The sequence below is a fragment of the Pseudoalteromonas sp. 1181_04 genome, from assembly GCF_052850545.1.
The window spans coordinates 1-20,790 of the sequence record NZ_VXCS01000035.1; the positions used below are offsets into that span (position 1 = coordinate 1).

Below are 20,790 nucleotides of genomic sequence, written 5' to 3' on the forward strand. Positions count from 1 at the left end.
AACCTAGAACCTAGAACCTAGAACCTAAGTTCTTATACTCCCCTTGATTTTCTTTTATCCACCTCCATATCTCCATAGTTAATATAATTTTATAGTCTTAATTAAAGTTATGTTTACGGCTTATTTTAAATTTTCTTGCAGAAAACTGATATCTTAACTACGCGATGGTTTGATGTTTCGCAGAGTCTGGTATAGTAGCGCACGTATTGAACGCTGTATTTCACAACGTTTCTCGAAATTGCTAATTAATATGTGCTCGTGTGAGTAATCTATTAATTAGTAATTATAAAAATGGGTTAGCTGATACTCGGCTAGCAAAGAACACATTGTAACGGTTTTATCATGATATCTAATTTATTTACCAAGATTTTTGGTAGTCGCAATGACCGCACTATTAAAAATTTAAGAAAGACGGTCGCGCTGATCAACGCGCTTGAAACGCAACTTGAAGCGCTTTCAGACGAAGATTTAAAAGCCAAAACAGCAGAGTTTAGAGAGCGTTACGATAACGGACAAAGTCTTGATGACATTCTACCAGAAGCGTTTGCTGTGGTACGTGAAGCATCAAAACGTGTAAATGGTATGCGTCACTTTGACGTGCAGTTGCTAGGTGGTATGGTTTTACACCAAGGCCGCATCGCAGAAATGCGTACTGGTGAGGGTAAAACCCTTACCGCAAGTTTACCAGCATACTTACGTGGTATAACGGGTAAAGGTGTTCACGTAATTACCGTGAATGACTACCTTGCCAAGCGCGATGCTGAAACTAACCGCCCATTATTTGAATTTTTAGGTTTAACTGTTGGCTGTAACGTACCGGGTATGATGCCGCAACAGAAAAAAGAAGCCTATGCCGCTGATATTACCTACGGTACTAATAACGAATTTGGTTTTGATTACCTGCGTGACAATATGGCGTTTAGCATTAACGAACGCGTACAACGTCCACTTTACTATGCGGTAGTCGATGAAGTTGACTCGATCTTAATTGATGAAGCCCGTACTCCACTGATTATTTCCGGCCCCGCTGAAGACAGTTCGCAGCTGTATGCTGAAATTAATACCATAGTTCCGCTTCTTGAGTTACAAGAGAAAGAAGACGAAGAAGGTATTGAAGGCGATGGTGATTTCACTATTGATGAAAAAGCCAAGCAAGTTCATTTAACTGAACGTGGTCAAATTAAAGTTGAAGAATTACTGATTGAACGTGGTTTGATAGCTGAGGGCGACTCGCTTTATTCTGCTGCGAGTATTACCCTGCTTAGCCATATTTATGCGGCATTACGTGCCCATAAGCTGTATCAAAAAGACATTGATTACGTTGTAAAAGAAAACGAAGTAATCATTGTTGATGAACACACTGGCCGTACAATGGAAGGGCGTCGTTGGTCTGAAGGTTTACATCAAGCTGTTGAAGCAAAAGAAAATGTAAAAATTCAAAACGAAAACCAAACGTTAGCGTCAATTACATTTCAAAACTACTTCCGTATTTACGATACCCTTGCAGGTATGACCGGTACTGCCGACACTGAAGCGTTTGAGTTTCAGTCAATCTATGGTCTAGATACTGTTGTTATGCCAACTAATAAGCCGATGATCCGTGAAGACCGCGCTGATTTAGTTTACTTAACGCAAGAAGAAAAATACGAAGCCATTCTAATCGATATTAAAGATTGCCAAGAGCGCGGCCAGCCAGTATTGGTGGGTACGATTTCAATCGAAAGCTCTGAGTATTTATCGCAATTTTTACGTAAAGAAAAAATCAAGCACAACGTACTTAATGCTAAATTCCATGCCCAAGAAGCAGACATCGTTGCTGATGCTGGTTTACCAGGCACAGTAACAATCGCAACTAACATGGCTGGTCGTGGTACTGATATCGTGTTAGGCGGTAACTGGAATAGCGAAGTTGAAAAACTTGAAAACCCAACTGATGAGCAAATTAAAGCGATTAAAGAAGCATGGCAAATTCGCCATGATGCAGTAATTGCTGCTGGTGGTTTACATATCATTGGTACTGAGCGTCACGAATCACGCCGTATCGATAACCAGTTACGTGGTCGTTCTGGCCGTCAAGGCGACGCCGGTTCAAGCCGTTTTTATCTATCGATGGATGACGCATTAATGCGTATCTTCGCTGGTGAACGTATGACTAATATGATGCGTAAACTAGGTATGCAACGTGGCGAAGCGATTGAGCATCCATGGGTTAACCGTGCCATTGAAAACGCGCAACGTAAAGTTGAAGCACGTAACTTTGATGTGCGTAAACAGTTGCTTGAATACGATGATGTAGCAAACGACCAACGTCGTGTTGTTTACTCACAACGTAATGAGTTGCTTGAAGAAGGCGATATTTCAGAGACGATCACGGTTATTCGTGGCGACGTATTGGGTAACACTATTGACCAATACATTGCACCACAAAGTTTAGCTGAAATGTGGGATATTCCGGGCCTTGAAGAGCGCTTAAAACAAGACTTCTTAATTGAGTTACCGATTACACAATGGTTAGCTGACGATAACAAACTTTACGAAGAAAAGTTACGTGAGCGTATTGAAGAGTCAGTTGAGCAAGCTTACAAACAGAAAGAGCAACAAGTTGGCGATTCTGTACTTCGTCAGTTTGAAAAAGCAATCATGCTACAAAGCTTGGATCAACATTGGAAAGATCACCTTGCTGCGATGGATCACCTTCGCCAAGGTATTCATTTACGTGGCTACGCGCAAAAGAATCCTAAGCAAGAGTACAAGCGTGAGTCGTTTGAATTGTTCTCTGAAATGCTTGAGAACCTGAAAATTGATGTCGTTAGTATTTTAAGTAAAGTACAAGTACGTGCTGAAGAAGATGTTGAAAAAATCGAAGAGCAACACCGCCAAAGTGAAAATGCTCCTCGCGAATATCAACATGAAGAAGTTGAGCACGTAGGCGGTGAAGCACCTCAAGGTGCAGTCGTAACATCACGCGCAGAGCCAAAAGTTGGCCGCAACGAACCTTGCCCATGTGGCTCGGGTCAAAAATTCAAACAGTGTTGTGGTAAGTTAAAATAACCAAATGTTATAATTAACAATTAAAAAGCGACGCCTGCGTCGCTTTTTTTGTTTGTAAGATTAAATATCAGGCGAGTAGCTTGCCACCGCGTTTTAAATGTGGTGTTTGTGCGTCAGCAAGCTCAACGCCTACGGTGTTAAATTTTATCTCGGTGTTAAATCACTTGTAGGCGAGTGGCTTGCCACCGCGATATTCAATATTGTATCGGTGTTTGTGCGTCAGCAAGCTTAACGCCTACGGTGTTAAATTTTATCTCGGTGTTAAATCACTTGTAGGCGAGTGGCTTGCCACCGCGATATTCAATATTGTTTCGGTGTTTTTGCGTCAGCAAGCTTAACGCCTACGGTGTTAAAGTTTATCTCGGTGTTAAATCACTTGTAGGCGAGTGGCTTGCCACCGCGATATTAAATGTGGCTCGGTGTTGGTGCGTCAGCAAGCTCAACGCCTACGGGTGTTGCATTTTACTCTGGTGTTTAATTAATTGCTTGTAAGCGCGGCTTTATGCCGCTCGGTTTTAATAAAGGTATTACGATGAATAAAAAAATTGTGCATGTAGCGGTTGGGGTTATCAAAGAAGATAACACACTATTTGTCTGTAAGCGCCCTGACGATAAACACCAAGGTGGTTTGTGGGAGTTTCCGGGCGGCAAAGTAGAAGCTGGCGAAACCGTATTCGAAGCACTAAAGCGCGAGCTTCAAGAAGAAGTGGGTTTAACAATTAATAGTTCAAGCGAGCTGATGGTTATTGAGCATGATTATGGCGATAAATGTGTAAAACTCGACGTGCATTTAGTCACTGATTTTAGCGGCCAAGCCCATGGCGCAGAAGGTCAGCAAAGTGCATGGGTCGCGATTGATAAGTTAGACGATTACAATTTTCCTGCCGCCAACGTAGAGATTATCGAAAAAATAAAAGTGGATGTTTAAATTTAAGTTGGCGAGTGGCTTGCCAGCGCGTTTTAAAATGTGGCGTGGTGTTGGTGCGTCAGCAAGCTCAACGCCTACGGGTGTTAAAGTTTACTCTGGTGTTTATTAATTACCTGTAGGCGAGTGGCTTGCCACCGCGATATTCAATATTGTTTCGGTGTTTGTGCGTCAGCAAGCTCAACGCCTGCGGTGTTAAAGTTTATCTCGGTGTTAAATCACTTGTAGGCGAGTGGCTTGCCACCGCGTTTTAAAATTCCGTGTTTGTTTATTAAGAAAGCTCAATCTCTACTGGAGGGATCTCGATTAATTGCTATATTTACTTGTAGTTAATTGAGGGAAAGTAATGGTTGATACAAGTAAGCGGACTAAAGGGCGATGCTCGATAATTAATCATTATTACTCAGTTACAATTTGTACTGAAAATAGAATGCAGCTTTTTTGTGATTTTGATAGTAGCTGTTTAATTATGAGGGAGTTACATTTTTTTTCGCATTCGGGAAACCTTAAGACAATTTGTTTTTCATTAATGCCTGATCTCTTGCATTGGCTATTTCAGCTTAGAGATACTGATGATTTATCCAAAGTTATTGGTCAATTTAAAAGTATTACTACGATTAAATTGAACCGTTATTTACTTTCTAGCGGAAAAATTTGGCAAGCTAACTTTTATGATCACAAGCTTAGATCTGATGAAGATTTACTTAACCAAGCTAGATATATAGTTGCAAACCCGCTCAGGGCTGGCTTAGTTAAAAGTGTGGGTGATTATCCATTTTGGAATTGTGTATATTTAAACTAATCCCAGTACATCTAATCTACTCTTTCGTAATATGCCACCGCGTTTCAAAATGTGGCGTGGTGTTTTGCGTCAGCAAGCTTAACGCCTACGGGTGTTAAATTTTACTCTGGTGTCTAATTAATTACTTGTAGGCGAGTGGCTTGCCACCGCGTTTTAAATGTAGTGTTTTTGCGTCAGCAAGCTTAACGCCTATGGGTGTTAAAGTTTGTCTCGGTGTTAAATTTACTTTGATGTCTAATTAATTGCGTGTAGGTGTGGTTTTATGCCGCGCTTTTGTATTTAGATGTTAGATGGAGCTAGTCTCTGCCTTTAACCTATATCTTTCATTGCTCGGTGGTGAACTTAAAACTGCGAGTGATAAACCCTCGCTTACAAACTTTGTTACATATTAAAAGCGCTTGTTTTGGTTCATCGGTTTATTGTTGCACTGAACAAGTTTAATATGGAAATAGCGAATATTCTATCGAAGTACTTTATTTGAGTGGTGAATATTTAAACGATAACTAACAAGTGAGATAGTCATGAAAAAAGTAACTCTAACTGCGGCAAGTATTGCACTTGCTTTGGGATTAGTCGGTTGTGGCGAAAAACAAGAATCAACAAAAGCGCCTGAGGCCACGGTGGTTAGCGCACCAGCAGAGCAGTTAAATTCAGGTATTGAATTAGCAAATATAGATAAGTCGGTCCGTGCACAGGATGATTTTTATTATCACATTAATGGTCAATGGTTGGCGACGACTGAGATCCCTGGCGATAAATCAAATTACGGTTCATTCTCACAATTGTATGATGACTCTCAAGCCGCAATGAAAACAGTGCTTGAACAAGCGGCTGCTAATACAGCTGCTAAAGCCGGAACTGATGAATATAAGCTAGGTGCGTTCTTTAAGAGTTACATGAATGAAGCTAAGCGTGATGAATTAGGTATAACACCGCTAAATGGTCCGTTAACTGCTATTGATGGTGTTAAGAATAAGTCTGATTTAGTTACACTTATGGCGCAAATACGTATTCAAGGTGGCGCGGTGCCATTTGGTTGGTATGTAAATAATGACGCTAAGAACTCGAGTGAAAATGCATTATATGCGTATCAATCAGGCCTTGGCTTACCGGATCGTGATTATTATTTAAAAGACGACGAAAAGTTCACTAAAATTCGTGCCGCGTACCAAGTTTACATTGCTGACGTTCTAAAACGCGCAGGTGTAGAAAAAGCCGATGAAGCTGCTAAAGCAATTATTGCACTTGAAACCAGTATTGCTGATGCACAGTGGACGCGTGTTGAAAGTCGTGATGCTACAAAGTCTTATAATAAGATGAGCGTGAGTGATGCAAGTAAGCTAACAGGTGAGTTTGACCTTGCAGAATACTTCAAAGCGTCTGGTGTAAATGTACAAGATATTATCGTTAGTCAGCCTAGCTACTTTGAAAAGTTTGCCGATATTTATAAAACGACAGACCTTGAAACGTGGCAACAATACCTTAAATTTCATTTAGTAAGTAACTACGCAGGTATATTAGATAAAGATCTGGTTGATTTAAACTTTAACTTTTATAGCACCACATTACGCGGCGTTGAAGAGCAAACACCTCTATGGAAGCAGGCTGTAGATGCATCAAACGAAGTGTTAGGTGAAATTCTGGGTAAAGTTTACGTTAAAGAAAACTTCCCGCCAGAAGCTAAAGCGCGCATGGAAGAGTTAGTTGATAACGTGATAAAAGGCTATGGTGTTGCAATAGAAAACCTAGAGTGGATGAGCCCAGAAACCAAGCTTGCTGCGAAAGAAAAGCTCGACAAATTTACCCCAAAAATTGGCTACCCAGATAACTGGAAAGACTATTCACAGTTAAGCATTAATGCGGATGATTTAGTTGGTAACTATATTCGCCATAGTGAATGGGCTTATGCCGATATGATTGACAAGCTAGGTAAGCCAGTGGATCGTTCTGAATGGCACATGACACCACAAACAGTCAATGCTTACTATAACCCGGTGAATAACGAAATTGTATTCCCTGCGGCAATTTTACAACCACCATTTTTTAACTTAGAAGCTGATGATGCGGTTAACTACGGTGCAATTGGTGCGGTAATTGGTCACGAGTTAGGCCATGGTTTTGATGACCAAGGTGCTAAGTATGATGGTGATGGTAATTTACGTGATTGGTGGAGCGAGTCAGACCTTAAACAGTTTGAAGAGCGCACTGGTCAGTTAGTTGCACAGTATAACGAGTATCAACCATTTGCAGATGCCAGCGTTAATGGTCAATTGACCTTAGGTGAGAATATTGGCGATTTAGGTGGCCTAACGGTTGCTTTCACTGCTTATCAGTTATCGCTAGGTGGCGATAAAGCGCCAGTCATTGATGGTTATACCGGTGATCAGCGCTTCTTTATGGGTTGGTCGCAAATTTGGCGTCGTAAATACCGTGACGAAGAGCTACGTAACCGCTTAATGACAGATCCGCATTCACCAAGCCATTACCGCGTGATCGGTATCTTGTCGAATATGCCTGAGTTTTATCAAGCATTTGACGTTAAAGAAGGCGACAAAATGTACATCAAACCAGCTGATCGCGTAAAAATTTGGTAATTAATTTTTATTAGTTTGATGATTAAACGGTGGCTGAGGCCGCCGTTTTTGTTTTGAGGGGGAGTAAAAGGTTAAAGAGTAAAGGACTAGGTGCTAGGGAAGTGACTAGTTGCCCGTTGCTCGAAGCCCATGGCATTTACCCTCATTGTCTTCTCTTTGTGCGTCAGCAAGCTTAACGCCTACGGTGTTAAAGTTTATCTCGATGTTTAATTAATTACTTGTAGGCGAGTGGCTTGCCACCGCGATATTCAATATTGTTTCGGTGTTTTTGCGTCAGCAAGCTTAACGCCTACGGTGTTAAAGTTTACTTTGATGTGTAATTTATTACTTGTAGGCGAGTGGCTTGCCACCGCGAAAGGTTAAAAAAGGTACTGGATGCTAGGGAAGTGACTAGGTGCTAGGCTAGAACCTATCCCCTAAAACCTAGCTCCTATAGCTAGATCTGGCGGTTGAAACTGGTAAACTCAGCTTTATTAAACGTTAAAGCTGATTAAAAATGAAAAAACATCATCTAAGTTTAGTTGTCCTCGCGGGTGGCTTGGGCTCTCGTTTTGGTGGCAATAAGCAAATCGCTGAGATTGCTGGGTTGGGTTGTACCATTATGGAGTTGAGTATTGCTGATGCTGTTGCCGCAGGAGTAACTCAGGTTGTATTAGTGATCAATCAGGCTGTGCGCAGCGAGATTGAGCAAGTGATTTTACCGCGCTTACCAACGGGGATTGATGTTGTGTTGGTTGAACAACGCATTGATTTAGTGCCAGAACAATTCCAATTACTTGCACAACAGCGAAGTAAGCCTTGGGGCACCGGGCATGCTTTATTATGCGCTAAAGATCATGTTCATAACCCCGCGATCGTCATCACAGCCGATGATTATTATGGCGCGTCGTCATTTTTATTACTCGCTGAACATTTTAAAAACCTGACTAGTTGGGCTATGGTGGGTTACCCAATTATTGATACTTTGTCAGATCAAGGTGGGGTGAATAGAGGCGTATGCCAAGTTAAAAATAACCAATTAATTGATGTTGTTGAGTATTTAAATATTCAGCACGAGAACGGTCAAATAATGGGTGATAACCCGCAGGGAATCCGTGAGCAAATTGCCGTGGATGCGTTGGCATCAATGAGTTTTTGGGCAATTACGCCAACATTTTTTGACCGCTTAGAAGCAGGCTTTGACGAGTTTCTGCAAAAGTATGACAACGGTGTCAGAATGGAGTATTATTTACCCGATCAAGTTCAACAAGCGATCACATCTAATCAACAAATAGTTACCATATATAGCGCAAAAGAGTCGTGGTATGGAGTGACTTATAAATCAGAATTACAGGATGTTACAGGTAAATTATATGAATTACGTCACGGATGAACTAGCCCCGATCTTGCCTTTTCCAGGGCACAACAATAGCGAAGTAAGTATGAAGTCAAATTCCATTGCGGTTTACTTGTCTGAGAGTTTTGGTCTTGGTAGTGAAAAAATCAGCATGAAGCCAATTGGTAGTGGTCACATAAATAGCACTATGCTATTAACTGCACCAAAAAAATCATTAGTTGTTCAAAAACTAAATACCGAGGTTTTTCCTGAACCAGATATGTTAGTTAAAAATGCTCGTTTAATTGAACGTCATTTAACTAAAAAACGTCAATTAGGCGAGTATGATTTAGCAATCATCCGCCATGTTCCTACAGTTGAAAATAACTATTTAGTTGATTGTGATAACGGTGTTTGGCGCGCACTCGAATTTATTGGCGGCAGTTATAGTGAAGATGTAGTTTTAAATACTTCACAAGCGCAAACTGCAGCCAATGCATTTGGTCAATTTGCTGTTGCTTTAGAAGACTTTGATGCCAAGCAACTACATCATGTTATTCCTGATTTTCATAACTTAGCGATGCGCGCTGAAAAGCTCAAAGCTGTGGTTGCAAAAGATCCACAGCAGCGCTTAGCCAGCTGCCAAGCTGACGTTGATTTTTGTTTCGCGCAATTTGGCTTAATTGATGAGCTTAAAGCATTGACGGGCATTGTACCGGTTCGACCATGTCATAATGATACTAAAATTAATAATATGCTGTTTTGTAATATATCAAATGATGCCAAAGCGGTGATTGATTTAGACACCTGTATGCCTGGTTATTGGTTATATGATTTTGGTGATATGGTGCGTACTTTTTGCTCTCCTGAACAAGAAGATTCAACGGATTTAGCTAATGTATGTGTGCGTGAAGAGATTTTTGCAGCGGTAGTCAAAGGTTATGTAGAGCCTTTGAAAGACTTGATTACCGAACAAGAAAAACAAAGCTTTTGGTTAGGCACTAAAGTAATGACCTTTATGATTGGCCTACGTTTTTTAACTGATTACATTGACGGTGATCATTATTTTTCAATCAAGCATGCTAACCATAACTTAGAACGTGCGCAAAATCAGTTTGCTTTATATCGTGATATTCTCGCAAAAAAAACCACGCTTAAAGCTATTTTAAGAGATGTGTGATTTTTTCAGTTAAAGGGCTAGGTTGTAGGTTTTAGGGGGAAGTGAAATATCTTCTCACTAACACTCATTCACTTCTCTTTGTACAAAAATAGTTTTCGTAGGAGCCTGCTTTAGCCGCGAACGAAAGATTTAAAAGATTCATTCACAAATAGGTTAAGAGGCGCGTTTAAAATTGCGCGAGGTAAACTCCTGCCTACGGGTTGGCATTGGTGCTTGGGTTGTCGTAGGCGCGGCTTTACGCCGCGCGGTTTATAAAATTCATGGCTAAAGCCATTTCCTACATCGTCGATTGAGATTGGTTAAATACCAAGAGTTAGGGTTAATTCTAACCCCTTCCTATGCTATCCATCCCCATCTGCTTTACCTCCCAAGCTGTTTTAGGTAAGTTAAAACTAGATTAGTTCTAGGATAATAATAATGAAGCAGTTTAATCGTCGAGATTTTTTAAAAGCCGCGAGTGCTACGGCAGCGGCTAGTGTGATTTCAGGATGTGCCACGGGTACTCAAAGTGGCGTTATTACTCCCCCAGCGCAAGGGCGCTCTGTAATTGGCCTTGTCGCGCCAAAAATGGATGTAGTACGGGTTGGGTTTATAGGCTTAGGGCAGCGTGGTTTTGGCCACGTAAAGCGTATGAGTCATATTGCTGGTACAGAAATTAAAGCAATATGTGATACCCATGACGAAGTATTACAGCGTTCAGCTAACTACCTCACTGACAAAGGGTTGACTAAGCCTGCACTTTATACTGGTGCTGATAATGCCTATCAAGCAATGCTTAATCGCGATGATATTGATATTGTGATTATTTCTACGCCATGGTCGTGGCATGCACCGATGGCAATCGATACCATGAATAGTGGCAAGCATGCTTTTGTTGAAGTGCCATTAGCATTGACGGTTGAAGAAATGTGGCAACTAGTTGATACCGCTGAGCGCACGCAAAAGAACTGTATGATGATGGAAAATGTCAACTATGGTCGTGATGAGTTAATGGTATTGAATATGGTTCGCCAAGGCGTGTTTGGTGAGCTGCTACATGGTGAGGCGGCGTATATTCATGAATTACGTTGGCAAATGAAAGAAGTGGAGCATAAAACTGGTTCTTGGCGTACCGCTTGGCATGCAAAACGAAACGGTAATTTGTATCCAACGCACGGTTTAGGCCCTGTGTCACAATATATGAATATTAATCGCGGCGATCGGTTTGATTTTTTAACCTCGATGAGTTCGCCGGCACTGGGCCGTAGCGCCTATGCAAAGAAAGAATTTCCAGCCGATCATCAACGTAATCAGCTTAATTATATTGCTGGCGATATGAATACCACGCTTATCAAAACAGTAAAAGGGCGCAGTATTATGGTTCAACATGATACCACCACGCCACGTCCATACTCGCGCCATAATTTAATTCAAGGCACTAACGGTGTGTTTGCTGGTTTTCCAAATCGTATTGCGCTGGAAGATGGTGGTTCGAAGAGCTTCCATGAGTGGGATTATGAAATGGCTGATTGGTATAAAAAATACGACCACCCACTGTGGACCAAAATGGGCGAAGAGGCAGAGCGTAACGGCGGCCATGGCGGCATGGACTTCTTAATGTTCTGGCGGATGATTTATTGTTTACGTAATGGTGAGGCGCTTGATCAAGATGTTTACGACGGCGCTGCTTGGTCTGTTATATCGCCGCTGTCGGCACAGTCAGTTAGTAATCGTAGTGCGTCAATTGATATTCCCGATTTTACCCGTGGTGCATGGCAAAGCGCCAAACCGTTAGGAATAGTTGGTTAAATGCTAAGAGCTGCGCGAGGCAAACTCGCGCATATTGTGTTTTTGCGTCAGCAAGCTTAACGCCTACGGTGTTAAAGTTTATCTCGGTGTTAAATTCACTTTGATGTTTAATTAATTACTTGTAGGCGAGTGGCTTGCCACCGCGTTTTGAAATGTGCTCTGGTGTTTGTGCGTCAGCAAGCTTAACGCCTACGGGTGTTAAAGTTTATCTCGGTGTTAAATCACTTGTAGGCGAGTGGCTTGCCACCGCGTTTTAAATGTGCTCTGGTGTTTGTGCGTCAGCAAGCTTAACGCCTACGGGTGTTAAAGTTTATCTCGGTGTTAAATCACTTGTAGGCGAGTGGCTTGCCACCGCGTTTTAAATGTGGCTCGGAGTTTGTGCGTCAGCAAGCTTAACGCCTACGGTGTTAAGGTTTACTTTGATGTCTAATTAATCACTTGTAGGCTAGTGGCTTGCCACCGCGTTTTAAATGTGGCTCGGAGTTTGTGCGTCAGCAAGCATAACGCCTACGGGTGTTAAAGTTTATCTCGGTGTTAAATTTACTTTGATGTTTATTACTTACTTGTAGGCGAGTGGCTTGCCACCGCGTTTTAAATGTGGCGTGGTGTTGGTGCGTCAGCAAGCTTAACGCCTACGGTGTTAAAGTTTACTTTGATGTGTAATTTATTACTTGTAGGCGAGTGGCTTGCCACCGCATTTTAAATGTGGAACGGTGTTTGTGCGTCAGCAAGCTTAACGCCTACGGTGTTAAATTTACTTTGATGTTTATTACTTACTTGTAGGCGAGTGGCTTGCCACCGCGTTTTAAATGTGGCGTGGTGTTGGTGCGTCAGTAAGCTCAACGCCTACTGTGTTTTAATTTGCTGCGAGGGAGGCGTTACTGCTTACTAAACGGTAACTGCCTATAAATAGCGGGTGTTTTTACCCAGACTGAATATAGGCAATTCATTACTACATTACATGTAGCTTATCGCATGATACTTTCTTTAAGATATTGAAATAGCTCTTTATAGCCTTTAGCTGGCTTTTCAATTTTTACTTCTTTTGCCGCATTACGCACCAATTGACGTAACTTTTGACGATCAATAGTCGGGTATTGCTCAATGGTTTGATTAACTAAATCATCACCTTGGGCAATTAAATCATCGCGTAATTGCTCAATCTTTTTAATCATCACTTCGGCTTGATTATTTTTATTCAACATAATGTCGATAATAGCGTTGATCTCTTCGATATTCTCAACGGTACGCAAAGTTTTTGCGATGTAATTTAAGTGACGACGATATGCATCACTTTTGTTACTGATTTTGTCTGCAACAACCATTGCCGCTTTTAAATCGTCATTTAAGGGTAAGCGCTCGCGCTGTTTTTTCCCCATTTTGGCAATTTCAGCACCTAACTGATGAAACTCTTGCGCTTCGCGCTTTAGCTCACTTTTTGATATATAGATAATTTCTTCTTCAATTTCAGCAGGCTTGCCTTTTTTCTTCGCCATGGGGTACTCATATGATAACGTTAACTGCAGTCATTATACCCAAACCACCTCAAGATGCGAGCGTCGTTGGAGTTAAAAGCGATTTAGGCAAGGCATTGATTGCAAGTAATAGTGGTTCTATTGTTAAAATCAATAACGCAGTATAAATCGCTTTTAAACCAACCCGTTGGGCGTTTCACAGGCACTTACTCTCATCGTTGTTACTTCTTAAAAGGGACTGCCATTCTTGCAAAGTAACGCCTTGATATTAAGCCCCTGTGAAACGCTGAATTCTGTATCTTGAGGTGGCTTGGGTATATACGTGATTCTTTTAATGATTAATATTAGCTGATGCAATGCAGTGAGTGTGTTAGCATTTAAGTATTATGATTGCGCATGCAAAACGCTCCAAGCTCAGGACTAAAAATATGAAAAGCCAACAGCAAGATCCTATTTATACTCAAATTTCTCAAATAAAAGATGCCGTTGCAGAGGTTTTAGAACACGCGAAAAAACTCGGTGCTACTGGCGCTGAAGCGGCGATGTCGAGCACCTCAGGTTTATCAGTTAGTACTCGCATGGGTGAAGTCGAGACCATTGAATTTAACCAAGATGGTGGGCTGGGGATCAGTGTGTACGTTGGTAATCACAAAGGCTCTGCGTCAACAGCTGATTTAAACCCCAAAACACTGCGTACAGTGGTAGAGAAAGCCATTGATATCGCCAAGTTTACCTCAGATGATCCACATAATGGCGTAGCCGATAAAGAGCTACTTGAATTTGCTCCGCTTGATTTGGATTTATACCACCCCTGGGATGTCAGCCCTGAGCAGGGCATTGAATTGTGTCATGCTGCGGAGCAAGCGGCGCTTAATGCCGATGCGCGTATTGTTAATTCAGATGGCGCCAGTTTTTCATCGCATCAAGGTTTACGTGTGTATGGTAATAGCCATGGTCTTATCACAGGTTACCCGCGTACTCGCCACAGCATTAGTACTATGGTGATTGGTAAAGATGGTGAGCAAATGCAGCGGGATTCAGCTTATACCGTAGCGCGAGACCAAGCTGGTTTGAAAGATGCTGCGGCAGTAGGTTTAGAGGCTGCGAGTGAAACTCTTGCTAAGCTCAATAGCAAAAAACTAGGTACCATGAAAGTCCCTGTTGTTTTTCGTGCAGATATTGCTAATTCATTGTTTGGTCACTTGGTGTCTGCAATAGGTGGTGGTGCGCTGTATCGTAAATCGAGCTTTTTGTTGGATAGCCTTGGCACGCAAGTATTTAATAAGTGCGTTAATATTTCAGAGCGTCCGCATATTTTAAAAGGTTTAGCGTCTTCACCATTCGATAGTGAAGGGGTAAAAACCATCGACCGTGAAATCATTCAAGGCGGTGATCTGCAAACTTACTTATTAGCGAGCTACGCAGCCCGAAAAATGAATATGACACCTACCGGTCATGCTGGTGGTATTCATAACTGGTTAGTTGAACAAACTCATGCTGATTTAGCTGCGCTGTTAAAAACAATGGGCACCGGTTTATTGGTCACTGAGTTAATGGGCCAAGGCGTTAATACTGTAACGGGTGATTACTCGCGTGGTGCTGCCGGTTTTTGGGTTGAGAATGGCGAAATACAATACCCTGTAAGCGAAATTACCATCGCTGGTAAACTGCAAGATATGTTTAAAGGCATTAGCGGCATAGGCGGTGACATAGAGCGCCGTGGTGGAATTCAGACCGGTTCGGTATTGATTGAACAAATGCAGATTGCGGGAAGCTAGGTTAAAGCTATAAGTTTTAATTTGCGTAGGCGCGGCTTTATGCCGCGCAAATTTTTTAAAGGAACTAGGTTCTAGGAAAGACACTAGGGGTTAGGCCCTAAAACCTTGCACCTCTAACCTATACTGTTTTCTCATTAACCCTTATCCTCACACATCTTTTGTTATTAAATCTTTTATAAAAAACACTTTACCTCAACTTTGCTTGAGGTTTTATTGTGGCTTTAATTACTTAAATAAAGGAATTTAATTATGTATTTAGAGCACGTAAATTTGGTAGTCGATGATGTTGAAGCTATGCTGCACTTTTATAAGGCGGCTTTTCCGTACTGGTCCATCAGAAGCCAAGGCGAAGGGGAGTGGCACGGTAAACCACGAAAATGGTTGCACTTTGGCGATGATTTTCAGTATTTAGCATTGAGTGATCATGGTGAACAACACAACCGTGACTTAACCGGACATCAAGTTGGCTTAGCGCACTTTGCTTATGTTACGAATAATATTGCTGCAGTAATTTCGCGTTTAGAAAGCGCTGGTTACAGTATTGATAAGCCAGGTGCGGTAAATCCATTTCGTAAAAATGTGTATTTTATTGACCCTGCAGGGTTTGAAATAGAGTTTGTTGAATATTTAAGTGACATTCCTAGTGAGCGTAATAATGATTTATAACATTAGTTTCGCGTCAGCAAGCTTAACGCCTACGGATGTTAACGTTAATCTCAGTGTTTAATTACTCACTGTAGGCGAGTGGCTTGCCACCGCGATATTCAATATTGTTTCGGTGTTTTCGCGTCAGCAAGCTTAACGCCTACGGTGTTAACGTTAATCTCAGTGTTTAATTACTCACTGTAGGCGAGTGGCTTGCCACCGCGATATTCAATATTGTTTCGGTGTTTTTGCGTCAGCAAGCTTAACGCCTACGGGTGTTAACGTTAATCTCAGTGTTTAATTACTCACTGTAGGCGAGTGGCTTGCCACCGCGATATTCAATATTGTTTCGGTGTTTTTGCGTCAGCAAGCTTAACGCCTACGGGTGTTAACGGTAATCTCAGTGTTTAATTACTCACTTGTAGGCGAGTGGCTTGCCACCGCGATATTCAATATTGTTTCGGTGTTTTTGCGTCAGCAAGCTTAACGCCTACGGGTGTTAACGTTAATCTCAGTGTTTAATTACTCACTGTAGGCGAGTGGCTTGCCACCGCGATATTTAATATTGTTTCGGTGTTTTTGCGTCAGCAAGCTCAACGCCTACGGGTGTTAACGTTAATCTCAGTGTTTAATTACTCACTGTAGGCGAGTGGCTTGCCACCGCGATATTCAATATTGTTTCGGTGTTTTTGCGTCAGCAAGCTCAACGCCTACGGTGTTAAGCTTTAACTGTGTTTTATCTATTAATGTTTATTGATATCTTGCCAACTGGTTTTAAGGCTGTTGGCGAATGAGACAAACTTTTCTTTAATGGTGCGCTTAATTTTAATTTCCACAGAGCCCAGAATAACTTTTCCTTCGATAGTAATGGTTGGCCCTTGGTGTTTATTCAGTGACACTGATTTGTTTTCAACACTACCAATAATACTGAACAGTTTTGATACAACATTGACGTGTTCTGGCACATAAATTTCATCATTGCCTAGTAAGCAATTTACATGGATGGTGATATTTTGATGCTGAAATATGGCGTCAGTGAAATCAAGTTCAATAGAACCAAGTAAGTTCGTCAGGTGGATTTCTTTTGGTACTACCCATTGCCCACTGCGCTCGTTTGATCCTAAGATACTTCGCAAGTGCAATGTTTCATCGCTGCTTTTATTACTATAGTTTGGGCTAAACTGCGCACGTTTTTCCCACTGGTAATTACTATCGGTTGTTAATTCTAGGTCACTTACCAAATCAATTAAGCTTTGGTTATCTTTCGCAGCCATTGCCTGATCTAATCGACGTTCAAAAGCATCAGCTGAAATAACAGCATGACTGTAGTTATATATTAATTGATCAATAACTTGTTCACGCACTTGCTCAATTGGGCGATCTTCTAATTTCACAGTCATGATGTATTCCTTATAAGTGATGCTGTTGGTGTATTTTATGATTGCTCAGTACTGCAATAGTTAAAGCAAAGCTTAGGCCATTTATTAATTAGCTTAATAATCAATAATTTAAATTTATTTTTGTTAGGTGCGTTTGTTATATTAACGACAGATTAACGAATAATGCTATTAAATGGTTAATTTTGCAACGACCAGAATAAATTACCGAGCAGTCTGTAAATAATTACCAAGACTAAAGCTAGCGCTATATCAAATAAAGCTTAAGTTATTGATTTTAAGTGCTTTAAAAGTTGGCTTGATGTTCGCATTAATCATATTGTCTTTAATCAAAAGGAGAAAGATTATGAAAACATTTAACAAATCTATTATTGCAGCGTTAGTTCTTGGTACAACCGCTATGGGTGCGCAAGCAAACAGCTGGGAAAATGAAAGTAAAGATGCTTGGATTGATGGTAAGGCAGAAACGGTTCTGTTAATGAACACTAACTTAAACAACTTTGACATTAACACTGATGTAAAAAATGGCAAGGTTGTACTAACTGGTAAAGTTGAAAGTGAGCTTGATAAAGAGCTAGCGGAAGAGCTTATCTTAAGTCTAGATGGTGTAACTGATGTTGATAACGAGCTAACGGTCGTTAAAAACACGGACACAAAAAGCAAGAAGATGAAATCAGATAGCACAGAAAGTGATTTAACGGATGCTAAAATTACTACCGTTATTACAACACGCTATTTGTTTAATTCTGAAGTAGGCGGTACGGATATTGACGTAGATACCGATAAAGGTGTGGTAACGCTAAATGGTACTGTTGGTTCGGATGCTGAAAAACAGCTAGCGGTGAAAATTGCTAAGAATGCCGAAGATGTTCGCGATGTAGTTGATAACTTAACTATTGTAGCTGAATAATCTATAAGCCACGAATGCCCAGTTATGCTGGGCTTTCTTATATAAATTTCAGGGAGTGAGAGTCATGGATTTAATACGAATTATATTTTCAGTACTTATTCCACCACTTGGTGTATTTTTACAAGTTGGTTTAGGTGCTCAGTTTTGGATTAATATTTTGTTAACATTACTAGGGTATATTCCTGGTCTGATACATGCAATTTATATAATCGGACGTCGTTAGAGTCACAGTGTGAAATATAACAAGGATGAACAGCCAATAGATGGCAAGGAGTAACATTATGGATAACGTATTAAGGAAAAACCAACAAGGGATCGTAAAAAGCGCAAAGCCACTTTGGACGGCACAGCAATGGAAGGAACTAATGAATAGCGCATCAAGGAGCGAAGTAAAAGCAGCAAGGAATGGGCTTTAAATAAGTAGATATTAGAAGGATTTTGCTAGGATGTTATATACCAAAATTATAAGTGTATGTTGTTATTTTCATTAAGAACATCCACTTATAACCTTCCCCAAGAATGTTTAACCTCTCATTTTATTATAGTCATAGGTGTTTTTGCGTCAGCAAGCTTAACGCCTACGGGTGTTAAAGTTTATCTCGGTGTTAAATCACTTGTAGGCGAGTGACTTGCCACTGCGTTTTAAATGTGGCTCGGAGTTTGTGCGTCAGCAAGCTTAACGCCTACGGTGTTAAAGTTTATCTCGGTGTTAAATCACTTGTAGGCGAGTGACTTGCCACTGCGTTTTAAATGTGGCTCGGAGTTTGTGCGTCAGCAAGCTTAACGCCTACGGGTGTTAAAGTTTATCTCGGTGTTAAATCACTTGTAGGCGAGTGACTTGCCACTGCGTTTTAAATGTGGCTCGGAGTTTGTGCGTCAGCAAGCTCAACGCCTACGGGTTTTAACGTTTATCTCGGTGTTAAATCACTTGTAGGCGAGTGGCTTGCCACCGCGTTTTAAATGTGGCTCGGAGTTTGTGCGTCAGCAAGCTTAACGCCTACGGTGTTAAAATTTACTATGATGTCTAATTAATCACTTGTAGGCGTGTGGCTGGCCACCGCGTTTTAAATGTGGCTCGGAGTTTGTGCGTCAGCAAGCTCAACGCCTACGGTGTTAAAGTTTATCTCGGTGTTAAATTTACTTTGATGTTTAGTTAATTACTTGTAGGCGAGTGACTTGCCACTGCGTTTTAAATGTGGCTCGGAGTTTGTGCGTCAGCAAGCTCAACGCCTACGGGTGTTAACGTTTATCTCGGTGTTTAATCACTTGTAGGCGAGTGGCTTGCCACCGCGTTTTAAATGTGGCTCGGAGTTTGTGCGTCAGCAAGCTTAACGCCTACGGGTGTTAAAGTTTTGGGTTTATCGTAGGCGGTGCTTTATGCCGCGCGGTTGATAACATTCATGGCTAAAGCCATTGCCTAAGTTGGCGGATGAGGTTGATGTAACGCTAAGAGATGCGCGAGATAAACTCGCGCCTACGATGGGTTTAACCTTTAACTAATTTTTAACTACACCAACAACCATGTGGCGGTGCCTAGGAAGGCGAAGATCCCTACAATATCGGTTACGGTTGTCAGTACTACGCTGCCAGCTAATGCAGGGTCAATTTTCATTTTTTTCAATAGTAGCGGAATACTGGCACCGGCGATACCTGCGGCTACTAAGTTCATAAACATGGCAAAGGCGAGTACGCCGCCAAGCTTAAAGTCCCATTGCCAAATAGCGACAACACCGGCAATTAAAATGGACCAAACAATCCCGTTTATTGCGCCGATTGCAAGCTCTTTGATCAGTAAAAAGCGTTGGTTAGTTTGGTTGATATGACCCACTGCAATACCACGTATTACGAGGGTTAATGTTTGGCTGCCCGCAACACCACCCATGGATGGCACTATACCGTTGAGTACCGCTAGAATAGGTAAAATTGCTAAAGTGTTTTCAAAGAAGCTTGCCACAATCGCAGCAAGTAGCGCGGTTAATAAGTTAACGCCAAGCCAAATTGAGCGCTTTTTCGAACTTTTTAACACTGGGGCAAAGGTATCTTCTTCATCATCAAGACCAGCTAGGCTTAATAAGCTATGTTCGGCGTCTTCACGGATAACGTCAACGATATCATCGATGGTGATACGGCCAAGTAGATGGTCATTATCATCAACCACTGGTGCTGATATCCAGTTATGACGTTCAAACAGTTGTGCTACATCGGTTTCATCCATCGAAATGAGGATAGATTCACAATCTTCATCCATTAAGTCACGAATAATTTTATCTGGCGAGTTAGTCAACAAGGTCGTTAACGACATGGCACCAATAAAGCAGTTATGTTTATCAACAACATAAAGATCATCGGTACCTTCTGGTAGCTCACCACGTAAACGTAAGTAGCGCAGTACTACGTCGATAGTGACATCTGGACGGATGGTGACTGTATCGGTGTTCATCAGCGCGCCAGCAGAGCGCTCTTGATAAGAGAGTGCTTGAGTTGCACGTTCTCGATCTTGGCTGTCCATGGCACTAACAACGTCTTTGTAGACGGTATCAGGTAGGCTACGTAGTACTTCCCCTAGATCATCGTGGCTCATGTCCTCAGTTGCCGCAGCGATGTGCTTCGGCTCCATTTGGGCAATGATCCCTAAACGAACATCTTCTGAGAGTTCTTCGAGTACGTCACCTTGTACATCTGGATCAACCAGTTGCCATAGCAAGGTACGAATTTTATGTGGGGATGACTCGAGTAATAATGCGGTGTCACACGGAGCTGTTTTTGCCAACATACGCCTTACTTGAACAAATTGACCACTGTTAAGTGACTTGGTCACTTGTTTTAGTTGTTGTAGTGGGTAATCTTGTTCAAAAGCTTCTGGCATTGGCGTCCTTAAAAATTAATACGCTTGATAGGTAGGGTAACAGTTGTCGGTAATTAACGCGCTT

At 41.5% G+C, this 20,790-nt stretch carries 16 protein-coding genes; 13 read left to right on the forward strand and 3 right to left on the reverse strand.

Going from position 1 to position 20,790, the window contains the following annotated elements; translation table 11 throughout:
- The first annotated feature begins 342 nt into the window (after window positions 1-342).
- The 7 genes from secA (at window position 343) to FW757_RS21015 (ending at window position 11,655) form a co-directional block, all read left to right on the forward strand.
- On the forward strand, window positions 343-3,051 hold the full coding sequence (gene secA, locus FW757_RS20985; protein WP_404674780.1) for a preprotein translocase subunit SecA: 2,709 nt from the start codon (window positions 343-345) through the stop codon (window positions 3,049-3,051).
- Between the two features lie 532 nt (window positions 3,052-3,583).
- Window positions 3,584-3,979 carry an 8-oxo-dGTP diphosphatase MutT gene (gene mutT / locus FW757_RS20990; protein ID WP_446441665.1) on the forward strand — a complete coding sequence of 132 codons (396 nt, stop codon included), beginning with the start codon at window positions 3,584-3,586 and terminating at the stop codon, window positions 3,977-3,979.
- Between the two features lie 343 nt (window positions 3,980-4,322).
- Window positions 4,323-4,778 carry an REP-associated tyrosine transposase gene (locus tag FW757_RS20995; protein WP_446441666.1) on the forward strand — a complete coding sequence of 152 codons (456 nt, stop codon included), beginning with the start codon at window positions 4,323-4,325 and terminating at the stop codon, window positions 4,776-4,778.
- Between the two features lie 521 nt (window positions 4,779-5,299).
- Complete coding sequence (locus FW757_RS21000) at window positions 5,300-7,372, forward strand: M13 family metallopeptidase (RefSeq protein ID WP_446441667.1); 2,073 nt, start codon at window positions 5,300-5,302, stop codon at window positions 7,370-7,372.
- Window positions 7,373-7,868: 496 nt separating this feature from the next.
- Complete coding sequence (locus FW757_RS21005) at window positions 7,869-8,744, forward strand: NTP transferase domain-containing protein (protein ID WP_182740538.1); 876 nt, start codon at window positions 7,869-7,871, stop codon at window positions 8,742-8,744.
- 49 nt (window positions 8,745-8,793) lie between these two features.
- Entirely contained in the window at window positions 8,794-9,867 is a 1,074-nt protein-coding gene (locus FW757_RS21010) for a phosphotransferase enzyme family protein (RefSeq protein ID WP_182719613.1), read from the forward strand.
- 417 nt (window positions 9,868-10,284) lie between these two features.
- Entirely contained in the window at window positions 10,285-11,655 is a 1,371-nt protein-coding gene (locus FW757_RS21015) for a Gfo/Idh/MocA family protein (RefSeq protein ID WP_182719612.1), read from the forward strand.
- 968 nt (window positions 11,656-12,623) lie between these two features.
- Here the strand turns inward: FW757_RS21015 and yjgA are convergent.
- Window positions 12,624-13,151: a ribosome biogenesis factor YjgA gene (yjgA, locus tag FW757_RS21020; RefSeq protein ID WP_145236713.1), complete on the reverse strand. Its 528-nt coding sequence runs from the start codon at window positions 13,149-13,151 to the stop codon at window positions 12,624-12,626.
- A gap of 11 nt (window positions 13,152-13,162) precedes the next feature.
- On the opposite strand from yjgA, the gene FW757_RS21025 reads away from it, so the two are divergent.
- The 3 genes from FW757_RS21025 to FW757_RS21035 all read left to right on the forward strand — a co-directional run bounded on the left by FW757_RS21025 (window position 13,163) and on the right by FW757_RS21035 (window position 15,574).
- Entirely contained in the window at window positions 13,163-13,297 is a 135-nt protein-coding gene (locus FW757_RS21025) for a hypothetical protein (RefSeq protein WP_259398338.1), read from the forward strand.
- Window positions 13,298-13,558: 261 nt separating this feature from the next.
- A complete protein-coding gene (gene pmbA, locus FW757_RS21030; RefSeq protein ID WP_149980585.1) occupies window positions 13,559-14,908 on the forward strand; it encodes a metalloprotease PmbA in 1,350 nt (449 codons plus the stop codon).
- A 249-nt stretch (window positions 14,909-15,157) separates the two neighbouring features.
- Window positions 15,158-15,574 (forward strand): VOC family protein, encoded by a 417-nt coding sequence (locus FW757_RS21035; RefSeq protein WP_149980586.1) that lies wholly within the window; start codon window positions 15,158-15,160, stop codon window positions 15,572-15,574.
- Between the two features lie 722 nt (window positions 15,575-16,296).
- Here FW757_RS21035 and FW757_RS21040 read toward each other — a convergent pair.
- Window positions 16,297-16,953 carry a LiaF domain-containing protein gene (locus tag FW757_RS21040; RefSeq protein ID WP_145236722.1) on the reverse strand — a complete coding sequence of 219 codons (657 nt, stop codon included), beginning with the start codon at window positions 16,951-16,953 and terminating at the stop codon, window positions 16,297-16,299.
- Between the two features lie 343 nt (window positions 16,954-17,296).
- Between FW757_RS21040 and FW757_RS21045 the strand changes: the two genes are divergently transcribed.
- From FW757_RS21045 to FW757_RS21055, 3 genes are all read left to right on the forward strand, one after another.
- A complete protein-coding gene (locus FW757_RS21045) occupies window positions 17,297-17,860 on the forward strand; it encodes a BON domain-containing protein (protein WP_145236725.1) in 564 nt (187 codons plus the stop codon).
- A gap of 64 nt (window positions 17,861-17,924) precedes the next feature.
- A complete protein-coding gene (locus FW757_RS21050; RefSeq protein WP_149980587.1) occupies window positions 17,925-18,083 on the forward strand; it encodes a YqaE/Pmp3 family membrane protein in 159 nt (52 codons plus the stop codon).
- 58 nt (window positions 18,084-18,141) lie between these two features.
- Window positions 18,142-18,276, forward strand: a complete 135-nt coding sequence (locus FW757_RS21055) for a hypothetical protein (protein WP_259397404.1) — start codon at window positions 18,142-18,144, stop codon at window positions 18,274-18,276.
- 1,091 nt (window positions 18,277-19,367) lie between these two features.
- Here FW757_RS21055 and mgtE read toward each other — a convergent pair.
- A complete protein-coding gene (gene mgtE, locus FW757_RS21060; RefSeq protein ID WP_145236729.1) occupies window positions 19,368-20,726 on the reverse strand; it encodes a magnesium transporter in 1,359 nt (452 codons plus the stop codon).
- Window positions 20,727-20,790 lie beyond the last annotated feature (64 nt).